The sequence below is a fragment of the Streptomyces sp. NPDC030245 genome (assembly GCF_055572995.1).
In genome coordinates, this window is record NZ_JBVICF010000010.1 from 334,927 (window position 1) to 352,889 (window position 17,963).

Annotated in this window: 15 protein-coding genes; 10 read left to right on the top strand and 5 right to left on the bottom strand. The window is 74.7% G+C overall.

All coding sequences use genetic code 11. The features are described from left to right. Positions 1 to 60: 60 nt before the first annotated feature. Both ACZ4Z4_RS26880 and ACZ4Z4_RS26885 read left to right on the top strand, forming a co-directional pair. On the top strand, positions 61 to 2,340 hold the full coding sequence (locus ACZ4Z4_RS26880; RefSeq protein ID WP_468332390.1) for a catalase: 2,280 nt from the start codon (positions 61 to 63) through the stop codon (positions 2,338 to 2,340). A 185-nt stretch (positions 2,341 to 2,525) separates the two neighbouring features. Further along, complete coding sequence (locus ACZ4Z4_RS26885) at positions 2,526 to 2,756, top strand: DUF5133 domain-containing protein (protein ID WP_468332393.1); 231 nt, start codon at positions 2,526 to 2,528, stop codon at positions 2,754 to 2,756. A 203-nt stretch (positions 2,757 to 2,959) separates the two neighbouring features. Here ACZ4Z4_RS26885 and ACZ4Z4_RS26890 read toward each other — a convergent pair whose 3' ends face one another. Then, positions 2,960 to 4,279, bottom strand: coding sequence for a phosphatase PAP2 family protein (locus ACZ4Z4_RS26890; protein WP_468332396.1), 1,320 nt, complete (start codon positions 4,277 to 4,279; stop codon positions 2,960 to 2,962). A gap of 282 nt (positions 4,280 to 4,561) precedes the next feature. Between ACZ4Z4_RS26890 and ACZ4Z4_RS26895 the strand changes: the two genes are divergently transcribed. The 6 genes from ACZ4Z4_RS26895 to ACZ4Z4_RS26920 all read left to right on the top strand — a co-directional run bounded on the left by ACZ4Z4_RS26895 (position 4,562) and on the right by ACZ4Z4_RS26920 (position 11,422). Continuing rightward, positions 4,562 to 6,097, top strand: coding sequence for a diacylglycerol/lipid kinase family protein (locus ACZ4Z4_RS26895; protein WP_468332400.1), 1,536 nt, complete (start codon positions 4,562 to 4,564; stop codon positions 6,095 to 6,097). Between the two features lie 303 nt (positions 6,098 to 6,400). Further along, positions 6,401 to 7,168 carry an ANTAR domain-containing protein gene (locus ACZ4Z4_RS26900; protein ID WP_468332403.1) on the top strand — a complete coding sequence of 256 codons (768 nt, stop codon included), beginning with the start codon at positions 6,401 to 6,403 and terminating at the stop codon, positions 7,166 to 7,168. Between the two features lie 118 nt (positions 7,169 to 7,286). Next, entirely contained in the window at positions 7,287 to 7,535 is a 249-nt protein-coding gene (locus ACZ4Z4_RS26905; protein ID WP_468332406.1) for a DUF6332 family protein, read from the top strand. Positions 7,536 to 7,655: 120 nt separating this feature from the next. Continuing rightward, complete coding sequence (locus tag ACZ4Z4_RS26910; protein WP_468332409.1) at positions 7,656 to 8,255, top strand: (2Fe-2S)-binding protein; 600 nt, start codon at positions 7,656 to 7,658, stop codon at positions 8,253 to 8,255. Beyond that, entirely contained in the window at positions 8,252 to 9,247 is a 996-nt protein-coding gene (locus ACZ4Z4_RS26915; protein WP_468332412.1) for an FAD binding domain-containing protein, read from the top strand. The genes ACZ4Z4_RS26910 and ACZ4Z4_RS26915 overlap by 4 nt, the downstream gene beginning before the upstream one ends. Positions 9,248 to 9,325: 78 nt before the next feature. Continuing rightward, complete coding sequence (locus ACZ4Z4_RS26920) at positions 9,326 to 11,422, top strand: xanthine dehydrogenase family protein molybdopterin-binding subunit (RefSeq protein ID WP_468332415.1); 2,097 nt, start codon at positions 9,326 to 9,328, stop codon at positions 11,420 to 11,422. 24 nt (positions 11,423 to 11,446) lie between these two features. Here the strand turns inward: ACZ4Z4_RS26920 and ACZ4Z4_RS26925 are convergent, their stop codons facing one another. The 4 genes from ACZ4Z4_RS26925 to ACZ4Z4_RS26940 are packed head-to-tail and all read right to left on the bottom strand — an operon-like array spanning position 11,447 to position 15,599. Further along, positions 11,447 to 12,481, bottom strand: a complete 1,035-nt coding sequence (locus tag ACZ4Z4_RS26925) for a PHP domain-containing protein (RefSeq protein WP_468332418.1) — start codon at positions 12,479 to 12,481, stop codon at positions 11,447 to 11,449. Between the two features lie 60 nt (positions 12,482 to 12,541). Further along, positions 12,542 to 13,429: a short-chain dehydrogenase/reductase gene (locus ACZ4Z4_RS26930; protein ID WP_468332421.1), complete on the bottom strand. Its 888-nt coding sequence runs from the start codon at positions 13,427 to 13,429 to the stop codon at positions 12,542 to 12,544. 57 nt (positions 13,430 to 13,486) lie between these two features. Then, complete coding sequence (locus ACZ4Z4_RS26935) at positions 13,487 to 15,109, bottom strand: phytoene desaturase family protein (RefSeq protein WP_468332424.1); 1,623 nt, start codon at positions 15,107 to 15,109, stop codon at positions 13,487 to 13,489. Continuing rightward, positions 15,102 to 15,599: an SRPBCC family protein gene (locus tag ACZ4Z4_RS26940; protein ID WP_468332427.1), complete on the bottom strand. Its 498-nt coding sequence runs from the start codon at positions 15,597 to 15,599 to the stop codon at positions 15,102 to 15,104. The genes ACZ4Z4_RS26935 and ACZ4Z4_RS26940 overlap by 8 nt, the downstream gene beginning before the upstream one ends. A 181-nt stretch (positions 15,600 to 15,780) precedes the next feature. Here ACZ4Z4_RS26940 and ACZ4Z4_RS26945 point away from each other — a divergent pair, with 181 nt between their 5' ends. Next, a complete protein-coding gene (locus tag ACZ4Z4_RS26945) occupies positions 15,781 to 17,286 on the top strand; it encodes an SDR family oxidoreductase (protein ID WP_468332429.1) in 1,506 nt (501 codons plus the stop codon). A 154-nt stretch (positions 17,287 to 17,440) separates the two neighbouring features. Further along, positions 17,441 to 17,851 carry a PNPOx family protein gene (locus tag ACZ4Z4_RS26950; protein WP_468332432.1) on the top strand — a complete coding sequence of 137 codons (411 nt, stop codon included), beginning with the start codon at positions 17,441 to 17,443 and terminating at the stop codon, positions 17,849 to 17,851. Positions 17,852 to 17,963 lie beyond the last annotated feature (112 nt).

The window sequence follows — 17,963 nt, forward strand, 5'->3', positions numbered from 1 at the left end:
CTGCCGCGTGCCACGCACGGCTGTGTGTGGCACGGTCCCGTCTCGAACGATCGGAATCCAGTGAGCGAGAAGAAGAACCCCGTGTCGGCCGCCGCGGAGAAGGCTGTGGAGAAGGTCCAGAACGCCATGCGGTCCGGAAACGAGATTCCCGGTGCTCCGGGCCCGGAGGCGGTGCCGGTGGAGGAGCCCACGAAGCCGCGTGAGCCGTTGCCGCCCAAGGCCGACCAGCGCGGTCCGCAGACCTACAGCCCGACGGGGCAGCCCACCGGGGTGCCGCAGGAGAAGGTCGCCCAGGAGGGGGCCTACCTGACCACCGCGCAGGGGGCGCGGCTGTATGAGACCGACCATTCGCTGAAGGCGGGGTCGCGCGGCCCGGTGCTGCTGCAGGACCACCATCTGCGGGAGAAGATCACTCACTTCGACCACGAGCGCATCCCCGAGCGGGTGGTGCACGCCCGCGGGGCGGCCGCGCACGGCGTCTTCCGGGCGTACGGCAGCGCCGCGGGGATCACCAAGGCGGGGTTCCTCGCCGAGGGGGTGGAGACGCCGGTGTATGTGCGGTTCTCCACCGTGCTCGGTTCGCGCGGTTCGGCCGACACGGTGCGCGACACCCGTGGCTTCGCGACGAAGTTCTACACCGACGAGGGCGTCTTCGACCTGGTCGGCAACAACATCCCGGTGTTCTTCATCCAGGACGCGATCAAGTTCCCCGACATCATCCACGCCGGCAAGCCGCATCCGGACCGGGAGATCCCGCAGGCGCAGAGCGCGCACGACACGTTCTGGGACTTCGTGACCCTGCACACCGAGGCCACCCACCACACGCTGTGGAACATGTCGGACCGCGGCATCCCGCGCTCGTACCGGATGATGGAGGGCTTCGGCGTCCACACCTTCCGGCTGGTCAACGCCGAGGGCGCCACCACCTTGGTGAAGTTCCACTGGAAGCCGCGGCTGGGTGTGCACTCGCAGGTGTGGGAGGAGGCGCAGCTCACCGGCGGCGTGGACCCCGACTTCCACCGCCGTGACCTGGCCGACGCCATCGAGGCGGGGGCGTTCCCGGAGTGGGAGCTGGGGGTGCAGACCTTCCCCGACACCGAGGACCAGATGTTCGAGGGCATCGACCTGCTGGATCCCACGAAGATCGTGCCCGAGGAGCTGGCGCCGGTGCAGCCGATCGGGCTGATGACGCTGAACGCCAACCCCTCGAACTACTTCGCCGAGACCGAGCAGGTCGCCTTCCACCCGGGCCATCTGGTGCCGGGCATCGACGTCACCGACGACCCGCTGTTGCAGGGGCGGCTCTTCTCCTACCTCGACACCCAGATCAGCCGGCTGGGCGGCCCCAACTTCGCCCAGCTGCCGATCAACCGCACCCATGCGCCCGTCAACGACATGCTGCGCGACGGCATGCACCAGACGGCCGTGCACCGGGGGGCGGCGCCCTACCGGCCCAACTCGGTGGACGGCGGCTGTCCGTTCCTGGCGGGCGCGGACACCGGGGCCTACATCGAGGTGCCGGCCGAGGTGCCGGCCGCGCGCAAGGTGCGGGACGCGGCGGCCACCTTCGACGACCACTTCAGCCAGCCCCGGCAGTTCTGGCTCAGCATGACGCCCACCGAGCGCGAGCACATCGCGGCCGCCTACACCTTCGAGCTCGGCAAGTGCTGGAACGAGGGCATCAAGCAGCGGGGCCTGAAGGTGCTGGCCAACATCGACCCGCAGCTGTGCGCGCAGGTCGCGGCGGGCCTGGGCCTGCCGGTGCCGGAGGCGACCGCGCCGCCGGCCGCGGTGGAGCCGAGTCCGGCGCTGTCCCAGCTCGGGCAGGAGTGGCCGGTGGACGGCCGGATCGTCGGCATCGTCACCGACGGTGCCGATGACCTGGAGGGGGTGCGCGCGGTGCGCCGGGCGGTCCTGGACGCGGGCATGGTCCCGCTGGTCATCGCCCCGGCCGGCGGCACCCTGGACCCCGACGGCGACCCGGTTACCGTGCAGCGCACCTTCACCACCGCCCGGTCCATCGAGTTCGACGCCCTCCTGCTGGCCGGGGCGCCCGCTCCCGCGGCCGACGCCTACGGGGCGCGGGATGCCAAGGCGGACGACGGCGCGGCCCGGCTGACCGGGGTCGAGCCCCGGCTGCTGCTGATGCTCGCGGAGGCGTTCCGGCACGGCAAGGCCATCGGGGCCTGGGGGCGCGGAGCGGCCGCTCTGGAGGCGGCGGGGCTGCCCGTGGACGCCCCGGGCGTGGTGAGCGGCGCGAGGCCCGAGGCGGTCCTCGATGCGGTCACCGGGCTGCTGGGCTCGCACCGGGTCTGGGAGCGGTTCACTCCCGCCCTGTAGCTCCTGGGTGGCGGGTGCGGGCCCGGGACGGCGGCAGCGGTGCCGCCGTCCCGGGCCCGCGGCTCGACTGGAGGGCGGCGCCGAGCGGGGTGACAATGCTGATTTGTGGGGGAATGCCGATCTGAATCGGGGGCACAAGGGGCGGTGCACACCCCCTGCGAGTAGTGGCGATGAGGAGGCCTCTGATGCTGATGGCACACCCCGTGGTGCTGAAGAACCTGGTCGAGCAGTACGAGACGCTGCGTGCTGCGCACGCCGAGAAGGGCACCAAGGACGCCCGTCAGCGGATGGAGGACGTCGCCTACACGCTGTGCGTGTCGACCGGGACCCGTGAGATAGGTGCCGCCCTCGCGGCCGCCCGCAGCCGGCTCGCCGCCCTCTCCCCCGAGGGTGGCTCCGCCCTGGTCGTGTCCTAGGAGCGGCGCGAGGCGTTCGCCCCTCTGGCCCTCTGGCCGCCGCCCCCGTCGGGGGCGGCGGCCAGGCAGTTTCACCGGGCGGTCCTTTTTTCACCCGCCGGTGTGCTCATGTTCTGGCCGGTGTCCGGGTCGTGTTCGGAAAGGAAGAGGGATCCGGCGCAAAGCGGGCCAGGGGAAATGGCCGGGGTGCCGGCCGGGGGTGCTCACACCATTTCGGGCTGCGGTTCGGGTTGCTGTGCCGGGGCGCTCTTGGGTTCCCACAGCCGGGTGGTGCGTACGTAGCCGTGGATCACCGAGATCATCGCCAGGATGAGGAGCGGTCCGAACAGCCAGGGGCGGTCGGCCATCTGCACCGGCAGGTAGCGGTAGGAGACCAGCATCAGCGCGAAGACGGCGGTGCCGTGCAGGACGAGCAGGACGGCCGGGCGGTCCCAGCCGCGGTCCAGGGCGCGCAGGGCCGCGTCGATGGTGAAGGCGAAGACCACGCCGGCGACGATGTCCGCGCCGTAGTGGTAGCCGAAGCCCAGGGTGGCGCCGAGGGTGGCCAGGAGCCAGAAGGTGCCGGCGTAGCGCAGGACGCGCGGGCCCTTGCGGGAGTGGATGAAGATCGCGGTGGCCCAGGCGGTGTGCAGGCTGGGCATGCAGTTGCGGGGGGTGATCTCGTCGAACGGGATGGCGTGCGGGGTGTCCAGCGGCGGCGGTGTGTGGGGCCACAGGTCGGCCAGTGCCCACTGCTGGCCGCCGGTGCCAAACGCGCCGGTGCCGTAGGTGAAGATCGGCCCGACCACCGGGAAGATCATGTAGATGGCCGGTCCCAGGAGGCCGATGACCAGGAAGGTGCGCACGAGGTAGTGGCCCGGGAAGCGGCGCTCGGCGGCGACGTGGCGCAGCTGGTAGAGGGAGACGGCGACGGCGGCGACCGCGAGCTGGATGTAGACCCAGTCGAGGATGTGGGCGCCGACGGGGCCGGTGGCCTCGACGAGGCGGCCGGCCAGCCAGGAGGGGTTGCCCAGGGCGTGGTCGGCGGTGGCCACGTACTCGTCCAGGACGGTGGGGCGGGTCTTGGAGGTGATGAGCAGCCAGGCGTCGCCGGTCTTGCGGCCGGCCACCAGGAGCAGGCCCAGGCCGACGCCCTTGAGCAGCAGGACGCGCTCCGGGCCGGTGCGGCGGGTCAGGGCGATGACGCCGTGGGCCAGGATCACCCACAGTGCGCCGTTGCCGAACATCATGTCGGCGCCGACGATCCAGCGCACCAGGAAGAAGACGAGGTCGATGCCGACGGCGGCGGCGGCCGCGACGGCGCGTTGCCGCCAGGTGAGGACCACCATCATCAGCGCCATGCTGGCGTACAGCAGCGGGCCCGATTTGGGGGCGAATATCACTTCTCGCGCCTGGTTGGCGATCGGTCCGGGCACGCCGTAGTGGCGTGCGGCGATCTCCAGGGCGACCAGGAACGCGAGGGTCACGACGCCGGCCGCGGTCCACAGCAGCACCCGCGGCCTGCGCAGCGCGGAGAATATCATTCTGCGATTTTGTTGCGAAAATATTCGCGTTGCTATTGATATCAATTGCTTGCCGATTGTTAGGTTTTAGTTTATTGGCTCACTTTTCGTGCGAGATAGCGTGTTTTTTATGGTGCGGGTTGGGCTATCAGGGCGACCGTCGTGAGTTCGATCATGCTAGCGGAGCGGTGCGGGTGAACCATCTCTCCGAACAAAAGAGCGGGCGCGGCTAGGGTGAGGCAGCGCCGCGGGCCGGGCCGCTCGCGCGCGGTGGATTTCTAGGTGCAGAGGTGAAGCGAGCGTATGAAGCGACCTGGACGGCTGGGGACGATACCGGGGCCGCGGAACCGGGTGGCCGCGGCTCTCGCCGGAGCGCCCGCCGGGCGGGCGGGCGCCGCGCTGCGCCTGCTGGGCCGGGCCGCGGGCAGCGAGGCGGTGTGGCTGGGCGCCGCGGCCGTGCTGGGCGGCACCGGCGGGCGCAGCGCGCGCCGGGCGGCGCTGCGCGGCCTGGGCTCGGTGGCGATCGTCGCGGCGGCCGGCCGGGCCCTTACCGCGCCGGCCGGCCGGCCGCGCCGCACCGGGGTGGGCCGGGTGCAGGTGCTGGACGCGCTCACCGGGCGCGCCACGCGCCCCGGCCCCGGCGGGCTGCCCGCCGGCCCGATGGCCTCGGCGGCCGCCTTCGCCTGCGGCATCGCCCTGGAGTCGCCGCGGCACGGGCTGGCCGTGCTGCCGTTCGCCGCGGGCCTGGCCCAGGTGCGCGGGCGCGGCGCCCGCCCGCACGGCCACCGGGGACGGCTGGCCGCCGGGGTGGCCGTGGGGGTGGGCGCGGCACTGCTCACCTGCCGCTGGTGGCCGGTGAAACCGGAGGCCGCGGCCGCCGCCGCTCCCCCGCGCCGGCCCGCCCCCGCGCTGGCCGAGGGCAAGGGCCTGCACCTGGTGGTCAACCCCGCCTCCGGCGTCGCCTGGTCCAAGGACACCGCCGAGGCCCTGCGCGCGCTGCTGCCGCAGGCGGCGATCACCGTGTTCGAGCCCGGGGACGACCTGGCGGCGCTGCTGGAGGCGGCGGCGGCGCGGGCCGTCGCGGACGGCGGGGCGCTGGGCGTGTGCGGCGGGGACGGCACCGTCAACGCGGGCAGCGCGACGGCCGCCCGCCACCGGGTGCCGCTGGCGGTCTTCCCCGGCGGGACCTTCAACCACTTCGCCGCGGACCTGGGCAACCAGAGCTTGGAGGACGTGGCCCGCGCGATCCGGGCGGGCGAGGCGGTCACCGCCGACGTGGGCCGGGCCTCCTCCCCCGAGGTGCCGGGCGCGCCCGGCACCGAGCAGCTCTTCCTCAACACCTTCAGCATCGGGGTGTACTCCGAGCTCGTGCACGCCCGGGAGCGGCTGGAGAAGCGGATCGGCAAGTGGCCCGCGCTCACCGTGGGACTGGCCAAGGTCCTTGCCACCGGCAGCCCGCTGAGCGTGGTCATCAACGGCCGCCGGCGCAGCATCTGGCTGCTCTTCGCGGGCAACGGCATCTACCACCCGGCCGGTTTCGCCCCCACCTACCGCACCCAGCTCGACGACGGACTGCTCGACGTGCGCGCCGTGGACGCCGGCACCCCGCTGGCCCGCACCCGGCTGCTGCTGGCCGTGCTGACCGGGACCCTGCACAGCTCCCGGGTGCTGACCACCGCCCAGGTACGCCGGCTGGAGCTGGAGGTGCTGCGGGGCGAGCCGCACTTCGCCTACGACGGTGAGGTGACCGACGCCACCTACCGGCGGCTGATACTCGACAAGCTGCCCAAGGCCATCACCCTGTACCGCCCCGCCGACCAGGAGCAGTGGCTGCGCTGAGCACACGCGCCCGGCCTCCGCGGCCGGTCATGACATGACGGGCAGGGCCCGATACGGTCACGTCAGTATGCGTGGGAAGCAGGCCCCGGCTGCGGAATGTGCTGGGCGGGGCCGAGGCGGGCAGGCCGGCCGTGCGGCTCACACAGAAGCGAGGCGGCCGCAGGGCGGCCCGGGGAGAGAGCTTGACGACCCTTTCGACTGTGCCCCCCCTCACCCGACGAGGAACCCGCCGCTGAGCCCTCGCCCCCGCCCGGGGACGAGCGGCAGCAGCTGCGGGCCACCGCCGAGCGGCTGCGCGTCCAGGTGGCCGAGCTGGAGGTCCAGGCACGCACCAGGCCCCGGATCGCGCTGGCCGAGGGCATCCTGATGGAGCGCTACCGGCTGGCCGAGCCGCAGGCGGCGTTCGCGCTGCTGCGCCAGGCCTCCCAGCGGGCCAACATCAAACTGCACCAGCTGGCCGCCGCGGTCGCCCGCACCCCGGGGCCGGAGCCCGGCGCGGGGACCTGGCTCCCCGGGCGCGTCCCCCGCCCGGTGCCCAGCCTGGCCGCGCTCGGGACCGGCACCCTCGACGCGGCCAACCAGGGCGAGGTCCTCGGCGCCGCGCTGCGCCGCGTGCTGGCCCTGACCGAGACCCACATGGGCAACGTGCAGCTCCTGGAGGACGACGTGCTGCGCCTGGCCAGACACGCGGGGCTGCCCCGGCACTTCACCGACTACTTCGCGTTCGTCGAGGGCAACACCGCCTGCTCGCGGGCGGCCGCCGCCAGCCGGCAGGTCACCGTCAAGGAAGTGGAGTCCTCACCCGGCTTCGACGACGAGACGCGCCGGGTGATCCTGACCTCCGGCTGCCGCGGCGTCCACAGCATCCCCCTCCTGGACGACCAGGGCACCGTCCGCGGTGTCATCTCCTCCCACCACGCCCGCCCGCTGGCCGGCTTCACCCAGACACAGCTGCGGGCGCTGGGCGCCACCGGCCGCGCCATGGGCTCCTGGATCAAGTGGCACCAGGACACCATCCTCCTGGACGCACTGGAGGACCTGCACCGGCTCGCCCTCACCCCGGGCCGCTAGGACCTGCGGCGGGCCCCTCGCCCGCCCGGAGGGCGGGCCCGCTCCGCCGGTCCGCTCGTGCGCGGCGCTCGCCCAAGACGCCTGCCGCGGCCGGGCCGCCTTGCGTAGGCTCGGTGTCATGGGGAGCAGCCGCCGCAGCCAGGCCGAACGGGACGCGATCACCGTCGAGATCGGATACGCGCTGCTCAGCGCCTGTTTCGCGGGCGCCGTGGTGTTCGGGGCGATCGCCGGTCCGGTCGTGCTCTGGCAGCTGCCGGCCGGCTGGGAGCGGGCCCTGCCGCTGGCGGGCGCCGTGCTCGGCGGGATCCTCGCGGTGCTGCGGGTCGTGCACGTCCTGTGGCGCTGCACGGGCCCCCGGCAACCCTGACCCCACCCTCCGCCCGGCGGGCGCGGCCCGCGGTTTCGGCATGCCGGAACGTGTGTCCTGACTCAGGCTGGATACGCGATGACGTCACGCAGCACGGCCGGGACGAGGGAGCAGAGCGCCATGGGAACCGATGTGTTCCATTCACCAGTGCCCATGAAGGTGAACGGCAGGCCGTGCGGCCCGGTCGTCGACCACCGCTCCACCCTGCTGGACGTCCTGCGCGAACAGCTGGGTCTGACCGGCGCCAAGAAGGGCTGCGACCACGGGCAGTGCGGTGCCTGCACCGTCCTGGTCGACGGGCGCCGCGCCAACAGCTGTCTGCTGCTGGCCGTCGCCCTGGAGGGCTGCGACATCACCACCGTCGAAGGGCTGCGGGACCGCGACGGCGAGCGGCCCCACCCGCTCCAGCGGGCCTTCGTCGAGCGCGACGCGTTCCAGTGCGGCTACTGCACGCCGGGGCAGATCTGTTCGGCCCTCGGCGCCCTCACCGAGGCCGCGGCGGGCCACCCCTCGCACGTCACCGACCCGGCGGCGGCCCCCGGCGCGCCCGTGCCGCTGACCCGGGAGGAGATCCGCGAGCGGCTCAGCGGCAACCTGTGCCGCTGCGGGGCCTATCCGCGCATCGTCGAAGCCGTCGAAGACGTCAAGGACGCCGCGACCGGCGCAGCCACCGGTGCGGATGCGGGCGCGGGTGCGGGTGGCGGGGGTGGGGTGCGGTGAAGTCGTTCATGTACGTACGGGCCCACAGCGTCGACGAGGCGACCGCGGCCCACGCCGGCCGGCCCACCTCCCGTTACCTGGGTGGCGGAACCAACCTCGTCGACCTGATGAAGCTGGGCGTGGAGCGGCCCCGCACGCTCATCGACGTCAGCCGGCTGCCGCTGGACGCGGTCGAGGAACTCCCCGACGGCTCCGTGCGGGCCGGCGCGACGGTGCGCAACAGCGACCTGGCCGCCCACCCGCTGATCCGGGAGCGCTATCCGGTGCTGTCCCAGGCCCTTTTGGCGGGAGCCTCCGGCCAGCTGCGCAACATGGCCACCACCGGCGGCAACCTGCTTCAGCGCACCCGCTGCCCCTACTTCCAGGACCTGGACAAGCCCTGCAACAAGCGCGAGCCGGGCACCGGATGCGGGGCGCGCGAGGGCGTCCACCGCGACCACGCCGTCCTTGGCCACTCCCCGCAGTGCATCGCCACCCACCCCTCCGACATGGCGGTCGCGCTCGCCGCCCTGGACGCCCGGGTCGAGGTGCAGGGCCCCCGCGGCGCGCGGACGCTGCCGGCCGCCGAGTTCCACCGGCTGCCGGGCGACCACCCGGAGCTGGACACCGAACTCGCGCCCGGCGAGCTCATCACCGGGGTAGTGCTGCCGCCCCCGCCCGCGGGCACCGTCTCGGCCTACCGCAAGGCCCGCGACCGGGCCTCCTACGCCTTCGCGCTCGCCTCGGTGGCCGTGGTGCTCGGCGTCCGGGACGCCACCGTGACCGAGGTGCGCATCGCCTTCGGCGCGCTGGCCCACCGGCCCTGGCGCGCCCGGCGGGCCGAACAGGCGCTGCGGGGCGCGGCGCCCGGCCCGGAGGCGTTCTCCGAGGCCCTGGAGGCGGAGCTCGAGCAGGCGCTGCCGCTGCGGGACAACGCGTACAAGGTGCGCCTGGCCCGCAACCTCGCCTGCGACGTCCTGCGCCGCCTGGCCACCGCACCCCCCACCCCCTGACCCCCACCCCACCCGCACTCCCCCACGCCCCTCGTCCCCTCGCCTCTTCGCCCCCAGCCTTCAAGCAGGGAGAACTTCATGCCGGACACCGTCGACGCGCTCGGGGCGGACCTGGAGCGCAGGGAAGGCCCCGACAAGGTGTGCGGGAGCGCCCGGTACGCCGCCGAGCACACGCCCCCGGGGTGCGCCTACGCCTGGCCGGTGCCGGCCCCGGTGGCGCGCGGCGAGGTCACCGGCCTCGACGACCGGGCGGCGCTGGCGCTGCCCGGCGTCCTTGCGGTCCTCAGCCACCGCAACGCGCCGCGCCTGGCCGAGCCGGACGACGCGACCCTGGCCGTGCTCCAGAACGCCCGCGTCCCGCACCGCGGCTGGTATGTGGCGCTGGTGGTCGCCGAGAGCCTGGAGGCGGCGCGCGAGGGGGCCGCGGCCGTGCGGGTCAGCTGCGCCGAGGAGCCCCACGACGTCACCCTGCGCACCGGGCATCCCGACGCCTACGTGCCCGAGGACTCCGACGGCACCTCGGGCGAGCACGTGCGCGGGGACGCCGAGGGGGCGTTCGCGGCCGCCCCGGTGCGTGTGGATGCCCGCTACCGGGTGCCGCCCCTGCACAACCACCCCATGGAGCCGCACGCGGCCACCGCCCACTGGCAGGACGGGCAGCTGCACGTGTACGACTCCAGCCAGGGCGCCACCACCGTCCGCGACACCCTGGCCCACCTCTTCGGGCTGCCCACGGAGCAGGTCACGGTCGTCTCCGAGCATGTGGGCGGCGGGTTCGGCTGCAAGGGCACCCCGCGCCCGCACGTGGTGCTGGCCGCGATGGCCGCCCGCGCGACGGGCCGGCCGGTGAAACTGGCCCTGCCGCGGCGGCAGCTGGCGGCCGTGGTGGGCCACCGCTCGCCCACGTTGCAGCGGGTGCGGCTGGGCGCCGAGCGGGACGGCACGCTGACCTCGGTGATCCACGAGGTGAGCGCGCACACCTCGCGGGTCAAGGAGTTCATGGAGACGGCCGCCGCCGCCACCCGCGTCATGTATGCCTCGCCGCACGGCCGCACCACCCACCAGGTGGTGCCGCTGGATGTGCCGACCCCTTCGTGGATGCGGGCCCCGGGGGAGGCGCCGGGCATGTACGCGCTGGAGTCGGCGATGGACGAGCTGGCCGTGGCGCTCGGCATCGACCCCGTCGAGCTGCGGCTGCGCAACGACACCGCCACCGAACCCGACAGCGGCCTGCCCTTCAGCAGCCGGCACCTGGCCGAGTGTTTGCGGGAGGGGGCCCGGCGCTTTGGCTGGGCCGGGCGCGATCCGCGGCCCCGCTCGCGGGCCGAGGGGCCGGTGCTGGTGGGCAGCGGGGTCGCCGCGGCCACCTATCCGGTGATCGTCGCGCCGTGCCGGGCCAGTGCCCGCGCCTGCCCCGAGGGGCGTTTCGTGGTCCGGGTCAACGCCACCGACATCGGCACCGGGGCCCGGACCGTGCTCGCCCAGGTCGCCGCCGACGCGCTGGGGGTTCCGGTGGAGCGGGTGCGTACCGAGATCGGCAGCAGTGACCTGCCGGCGGCGCCGCTGGCCGGCGGCTCCTCGGGCACCGCGTCGTGGGGGTGGGCGGTCCACGAGGCCTGCACCCGCCTGGCCGGACGCCTGGCGGAGCAGCAGGGCCGGCCGCTGCCGGCGGAGGGCGTGGAGGCCACGGCCGACACGGCGGGCACCGCCGACGCGGACAGCGACCGTGCCCGGCACGCCTTCGGCGCCCACTTCGCCGAGGTCGGCGTGGACACGGTGAGCGGGGAGGTGCGGGTGCGCCGGCTGCTCGGCGTCTACGCCGCCGGGCGCATCCTCAACCCCCGTACTGCCCGCTCGCAGTTCGTCGGCGCCATGACGATGGGGCTGGGGATGGCGCTGACGGAGCACAGCACGGTGGATGCCGCCTTCGGTGACTTCGCGGAGTGCGATCTGGCCTCGTACCACGTGCCCGTGCACGCCGACGTGCCGGTGATCGAGGCGCACTGGATCGAGGAGGAGGACCCCCACCTCAATCCGATGGGCAGCAAGGGCATCGGGGAGATCGGCATCGTGGGGACGGCCGCGGCCGTCGCCAACGCGGTGCACCACGCCTGCGGGGTGCGGCTGCGGGAGCTGCCGCTCACCCCGGACCGGGTGCTCAACAGCGCCCTGTGACCCGGCCGCCCCGGGGTGCGGGGGTCAGGCGGTGGTGCGGGCCCGGCTCGCCCGGGTCCAGGCCAGCACGTCCTGGGCCGGCCAGGTGTTCACCACCCGCTCGGCCGGCACCCCGCACTCCTCGGCCCGCGCGCAGCCGATGATTTGCCAGTCCAGCTGGCCGGGCGCGTGGGCGTCGGTGTCCACGCTGAACAGCGTCCCGGCGGCGACGGCCCGGCGCAGCAGGCGCCGGGGCGGGTCGAGCCGTTCGGGGCGGCTGTTGATCTCCACGGCCGTGCCGGCGGCGGCACAGGCGGCGAACACCTCCTGCGGGTCGAACTGCGACTCGGGGCGGCCGCGGCCGGTGACCAGACGGCCGGTGCAGTGGCCGAGGACGTCGGCGCGGGGGTTGCTCACGGCGGTGACCATGCGGCGGGTCATCGCGGCGGCGTCCATGCGCAGTTTGGAGTGCACCGAGACGACCACGACGTCGAGCCGGTCCAGCAGGCCGGGCTCCTGGTCCAGGGAGCCGTCCTCCAGGATGTCGCACTCGATGCCGGTCAGCAGGCGGAAGGGCGCCCACCGGGCGTTGAGGCCGTCGATCACCTCCAGCTGTTCGCGCAGCCGTTCGGCGGACAGTCCGCGGGCGATGGTCAGCCGCGGTGAGTGGTCGGTGAGCACGGCCCATTCGTGGCCGATCTCCCGGGCGGCCAGGCCCATCGCCTCGATGGGGCTGCCGCCGTCGGACCAGTCGGAGTGCAGATGGCAGTCGCCGCGCAGCAGCGCCCGCAGCCCGGCGCCGGCCTCGTCGGCGGCCAGCGGGGCGCGGGCCTCCTCCTCCAGGCGCTCCAGGTAGCCGGGGACGGTGCCGGCCAGTGCCTCGCGGACGACCGCCGCGGTCTTGGGGCCGATGCCCTTGAGGGATTCCAGGGAGCCGTCGGCGGCGCGGCGTGCCGTCTCGGCCGGGCCGATCCGGCCGATCACGTCGGCGGCGGTGCGAAAGGCGCGGACGCGGTAGGTGGGGGCGCGGCCGCGTTCGAGGAGGAAGGCGATGCGGTCCAGGGCCTTGGCGGGCTCCATCGGCGCCTCCGTACGGTCCAAGAGGGGCGGCTGCGGGTGTTTGCGTGTTCCAGCCTGGCGCTAGGGGCGGGGGGTGTCGCGGCGGGCGGCCTGGTCGGCCAGGCCGCCGGGGCCCAGCAGTCCGGTGCGGGTGCGGGGCAGGGCGGGGTCGCGGCGTGTGAAGCGGGCCCGGGCCAGGCGGGTGACCAGGGGCGGCAGCCCGGCCCGGCCGGCCTGGGCCAGGCGCGCCCAGGCGGGGACGTAGATGCTGGTGCGGCGCTGTTCCACGGCCCGGGCCAGGCGGGCGGCGGCCTGGTCGGTGGGCAGGATGCGGCGGGCGGGGGGCGGCAGGAGGAGGCGGGGGGTGGCGAGCGCCGGGTGGGTGTGGATGTCGCGGATCATGTCGGTGTCGAGCCAGTTGAGGTAGGCGATGCCCACCGCCACGCCGCGGTGGGCCGTCTCGGCGCGCAGGGCGTGGGTGAAGGCCTCGGCGCCGGCTTTGGAGGCGCAGTAGGAGCTCAGCAGGGGGACGGCGCCCAGGGCGGCCGTGGAGGCGATTTGCAGGTGGTAGCCGCGGGTGTGCAGCAGGTCGGGCAGGAAGGCCTGGGCGGTGAAGGCGCTGCCGGTGAGGTTGACGTCGATCACCCGGCGCCAGGAGGGCGGGTCGGCGGTCTCGATCGGGCCGGCCTCGGCGACGCCGGCGTTGGCGATGACGACGGAGGGCGGGCCCAGGCGGGCGCGGACGGTCTCGGCGGCGGTGTGCAGGGCGTCCGGGTCGGTGACGTCGACGGCCAGGGCGAGGGCCGGGACATCCAGGGCGGCCGCCACCCGTTGCAGGGCGGCCCGCTCGTGCCCCAGCAGGGCGATGCGGGCATGGCGGCGCGCCATCTCACGGGCCAGGGCGGCCCCCAGCCCCCGGGCCGCACCGGTCACCACCACGGTGCGCTCACGCAGGGGGCTGTCACGCATGACGGGGGCCCTTCGCAGGCCGGGGGCGTCTTCCCCGGGGGGGGCGGGCGGGGGTGTCTAGTGGGGGTGTTTGCTGCCGGTGCGGTCGCGGGAGGTGAGTCTGCGCTGGGCGGCCGCCAGCAGGGGCAGCCGGCGGCGCAGCGCGGCGCGGGCCGCGTTGGCGCCGGGGGCGCCGTGCACGCCGCCGCCGGGGTGGGCGCCGGCCGAGGCGAGGAAGAGGCCGGCCACGGGTGTCTCGGGGCGCCCGGTGCCCGGGGTGGGCCGGAAGAACAGCTGCTGGTGCAGGGAGGTGGTGCCGCCGTTGAGGGCGCCGCCGTGCAGGTTGCGGTCCATGGACTGCATGGTGGTGGGGGCCAGGATGCGGCGGGCGCGGACGAGGGCACGAAAGCCCGGGGCGAAGCGCTCGACCTGCGCCTCGACGCGGTCGGCCATGCGTTCTTGCTCCGCCGGGCTCCAGGCGCCCGTGAGGTGCTCGGCGCCGGCGTCGGCGCGGATGTCCTGCGGTACGTGGGTGTAGGCCCAGGCGGCCTCGGTGCCGCGCGGGGAGCGGGTGGCGTCCGCGGTGGTCATCTGCCCGAAGAGCAGGAAGGGCCGGTCGGGGACCTGGTGCATGGCCAGCTGCGCGGCGAAGCGGGTGAGTTCGTCCACGCCGTCGGCCAGGTGCACGGTGCCCGCGCCGGCGGCCTCCTTGGCCTGCCAGGGCACCGGCCCCTTGAGCGCCCAGTCGACCTTGAAGGTGGCGAAGTCCCACTGGAAGCGGCGCAGGTCGGCCAGGAGCTGGCCGGGCAGGTGCTCGGCGGCGATCAGCTCGCCGTACAGGGCGGGCACCGACACGTCGGCCAGGACGGCGCGGGCGGCGGGCACGGTGTCGCCGTCCGCGGTGCGCACCGCCACGGCGCGCCCGTCGCGGACCAGGATCTGCTGGACGTGGCGGCCGCACTGCACGGTGGCGCCGCGTGCGTGCAGGCGGTCGACCAGTGCCTGGACGAGCCGGCCGGCGCCGCCGACCGGGACAGGAAAGCCGTAGCTCTGCCCCAGCAGGGACATGAGCCAGCCGAAGCCGCCGCTGCCGGCCGCCTCGGGCGCCAGGTCGGCGTGCAGGGCGTTGCCCGCCAGCAGGAGCCGGCCGCCCTCGCCGGTGAACTCCTCCTCGCCCAGGCGCCGCACCGGCAGCACCAGGCTGCGGGCCAGGTGCAGGGCGCCGGCCGCCTTGAGCCGCCAGGCCAGGCGGGCGGCGGAGCGCACGGGCGGGAAGGGGGTGAACAGGGCGTCCAGGATGTCGGGGCGGACGCCGTCCCACAGGTCGTGCAGCCGGTGCCAGGCCGCGCCGTCCCCGGCGGCGAAGGCCTCCAGGGAGGCCGCGGTGACCTCGACCTGGCGGTCCAGGACGGCGCAGCGGCCGTCGCTGAGGGGGTGGGCCAGGACGTGGGGGGCGTGGCTCCAGCGCAGCCCGTACTCCTCCAGGCGCAGCCGGCGCAGGATCGGGGAGGCGGCGGCCAGCGGGTAGAAGGAGCTGAAGAGGTCGTTGACGAAGTCGGGGTGCACGCCGCGGTCGTGGCGCACCGCGCCGCCGGGCTCGCTCTGTTCCTCCAGGACCGTCACGCTCCACCCGGCGTCGGCCAGGAGGTTGGCGGCGACCAGTCCGTTGGGGCCGGCCCCGATCACCACCGCGTCAGGCATGGGCCTCGCCGCCTCCCGCGGGGCCGGTCACCGTGCCCAGGGCGCGGCGCGGGTGCTCCTGTTCGGCTTCGCACACCTGGGCCAGACGGGCGAGCATCGCGCGGTGGCGCAGCTGGATCAGTGCCTCCACGCCGGCGTTGTGCAGGGCGCCGCCCATGCCGCGCAGCGGGTGTTCGTCCACGATGACCAGGCAGTGTTCGCCCCAGGGCCGTACCTCGATGGCGATCCGGGCGGTGCCCAGGATGCCGGCTTTGGCCTCCAGTTCCAGGACGGAGCCCGCCTCGCAGCGGCGTACGACCGTCTCGTTGGTGGCCCGCAGGGGGCCCAGGCGCACCTGATACTCGATCGCCGCGCCGACGGCGGGCCAGTGGCCGCGCACCGGGGTGGAGGACGCGGTGCCCACCACCCACTGGGCGTAGCGTTCGCCGTCGGCGAGGACCCTCCACACCGTGGCCGGACTCACCCTGATCAGTCGATGACGCTGTGCCATCTGTCTGCCTCCCTGACTCGCCGTCATCGCCGAGTGCCCCGAACCGCTCGTCTCAACATCGTGCGGGAGCGGGGCCGTCCGCGCCCGGGGGCGTGTGTGTCGCGGGGCGGGCCGCGGCGGGTGAGACTGCCAGGGTGAAGCGGCCCCGCTCCCCCGGCACCGAAACGAGGCGGCAGCGCACGTGAGCGAACGCGAACAGGCCCCCGGCGGTGGCCGGCACGTCCTGGTGACGGGGGCCAGCGGCTACATCGGGGGCCGGCTGGTGCCCGAACTGCTGGCGGCCGGGCACCGGGTGCGGTGCCTGGCCCGCTCCCCGCACAAGCTGCGCGACCATCCCTGGGCCGGTCGGGTGGAAGTGGTCCGCGCCGATGTGACCGACGCGGCCTCGCTGGCCGCCGCCCTGCGCGGGATCGAGGTGGCGTACTACCTGGTGCACGCGCTGAACACCGGCCCCGGTTTCGAGGACACCGACCGGCGGGCGGCCTACACCTTCGCCGAGCAGGCGCGGGCGGCCGGGGTGGCGCGGATCGTGTATCTGGGCGGGCTCACCCCGGCCGGGGTGGACGCGGCACGACTGTCGCCGCATCTGCGCTCGCGGGCCGAGGTGGGCCGGATCTTCCTGGCGTCGGGGGTGCCCAGCGCGGTGCTGCGCGCGGCGGTCATCATCGGCTCGGGGTCGGCGTCCTTCGAGATGCTGCGCCATCTCACCGAGCGGCTGCCGGTGATGGTGACGCCCAGCTGGGTGCGCACCCGCATCCAGCCGATCGCGGTGCGCGACGTGCTGCGCTACCTGGTGGCCTGCGCCGGCCTGCCGGCCGGGGTGAACCGCGCCTTCGACATCGGCGGCCCGGACGTGATGACCTACCGGGACATGATGCGGGCCTACGCCGAGGTGGCCGGGCTTCCGCACCGGCTGATCGTGCCGGTGCCGCTGCTGACGCCCCGGATGTCGGGGTACTGGGTGGGGCTGGTCACGCCCGTGCCGCACGGCATCGCCCGGCCGCTGGCCCAGTCGCTGCGCCATGAGGTCGTCTGCCAGGAGCACGACATCGCGCAGTGGGTGCCCGACGGTCCTGGCCGGCCGCTGCCCTTCGTCCAGGCGCTGCGGCTGGCGCTGCGGCGGGTGCAGGAGGCGCAGGTCACCACCCGGTGGTCCTCGGCCTCGGTGCCCGGGGCGCCCAGCGATCCGCTGCCCACCGACCCCGACTGGGCCGGCGGCAGCCTCTACACCGACCACCGCACGCTGGTGGTGGACGCCGGCCCGCAGGCGCTGTGGCGGGTGGTGGAGGGGATCGGCGGCGAGCACGGCTGGTACTCCTTCCCGCTGGCCTGGGCGGTGCGGGGGCTGCTGGACCGGCTGGTGGGCGGGGTCGGCCTGCGCCGGGGCCGGCGCGACGCGCACCGCCTGCGGGTGGGGGACTCGCTGGACTTCTGGCGGGTGGAGGAGATCCTGCCGGGCCGGCTGCTGCGGCTGCGGGCGGAGATGCGGCTGCCGGGTCTGGCCTGGCTGGAGATGTGCGTGGAGCAGGACGCGGCGGGCCGCACCCGCTACCGCCAGCGCGCGCTGTTCCACCCGCGCGGGCTGCTCGGGCACCTGTACTGGTGGTCGGTGGCGCCCTTTCACGCCGTGGTCTTCGGCGGCATGGCCCGCAACATCGCCGAGGCGGCGCGCAGGGAGCCGGACTGACCCCGCCCGCCCCCGCGGCGTGGTGAAAAAAGGGGGGGCCCGGGTTTACGACGGGGTCGGTCCGCGGGGTGTCGCCGGCTGTCACAATCCGACACGTCCCGCGCGGCGGGTTCCTTCGCCGTGCGAACGACCCGACCCATCAAGGGAGTTGTCGATGTCCGGTACCGCCCGCGCCTCCGGCCGGCCCGTCCGAAGACGTCTGGCCCGTTTCAACCGCAGGTTCGCCAACCGTCTGGTCGGCCCGGTGCTCACCCGGCTGCCGGGCTTCGGTGCCGTGCTGCACCGCGGGCGCGCCTCGGGGCGCGCCTACCGCACCCCGGTCAAGGTGTTCCGCCGCGGCCCGTACTACGTCATATCGCTGCCGTACGGGCCGCAGGCGGACTGGGTGCGCAACACCCTGGCCCACCACGGGTGCGAGCTGCACACCCGGGGCCGGCGCATCCGGCTGGCCGACCCGCGGGTGTTCGTGGACGAACGCCTGAGCGTCCTGCCGGTACCGCTGCGGCCCCTGCTGCGCCGCGTGAAGGCCTTCGACTTCATCGAGCTGCGCCCGGTGCGCGACTGAGGCGGGCCGGCGCGCGGCTCAGCGGCCCTTGCGGGAGTTCATGTACCAGGCGACGGCGACGGCGAGGACCACGAGAACGAGAAGGATCTTCATGGGGGTCGGCTTTCCCCGA

Excerpts from the sequence above, each read along its gene's own strand:
- ACZ4Z4_RS26905 (WP_468332406.1), top strand. The coding sequence starts at position 7,287 with ATGGGGAGCAGCCGCCGCAGCCAGGCCGAACGGGACGCGATCACCGTC.
- ACZ4Z4_RS26925 (WP_468332418.1), bottom strand. The coding sequence starts at position 12,481 with ATGGAGCCCGCCAAGGCCCTGGACCGCATCGCCTTCCTCCTCGAACGC.
- ACZ4Z4_RS26895 (WP_468332400.1), top strand. The coding sequence starts at position 4,562 with ATGAAGCGACCTGGACGGCTGGGGACGATACCGGGGCCGCGGAACCGG.
- ACZ4Z4_RS26890 (WP_468332396.1), bottom strand. The coding sequence starts at position 4,279 with ATGATATTCTCCGCGCTGCGCAGGCCGCGGGTGCTGCTGTGGACCGCG.
- ACZ4Z4_RS26930 (WP_468332421.1), bottom strand. The coding sequence starts at position 13,429 with ATGCGTGACAGCCCCCTGCGTGAGCGCACCGTGGTGGTGACCGGTGCG.
- ACZ4Z4_RS26940 (WP_468332427.1), bottom strand. The coding sequence starts at position 15,599 with ATGGCACAGCGTCATCGACTGATCAGGGTGAGTCCGGCCACGGTGTGG.
- ACZ4Z4_RS26920 (WP_468332415.1), top strand. The coding sequence starts at position 9,326 with ATGCCGGACACCGTCGACGCGCTCGGGGCGGACCTGGAGCGCAGGGAA.
- ACZ4Z4_RS26885 (WP_468332393.1), top strand. The coding sequence starts at position 2,526 with ATGCTGATGGCACACCCCGTGGTGCTGAAGAACCTGGTCGAGCAGTAC.
- ACZ4Z4_RS26950 (WP_468332432.1), top strand. The coding sequence starts at position 17,441 with ATGTCCGGTACCGCCCGCGCCTCCGGCCGGCCCGTCCGAAGACGTCTG.
- ACZ4Z4_RS26935 (WP_468332424.1), bottom strand. The coding sequence starts at position 15,109 with ATGCCTGACGCGGTGGTGATCGGGGCCGGCCCCAACGGACTGGTCGCC.
- ACZ4Z4_RS26910 (WP_468332409.1), top strand. The coding sequence starts at position 7,656 with ATGGGAACCGATGTGTTCCATTCACCAGTGCCCATGAAGGTGAACGGC.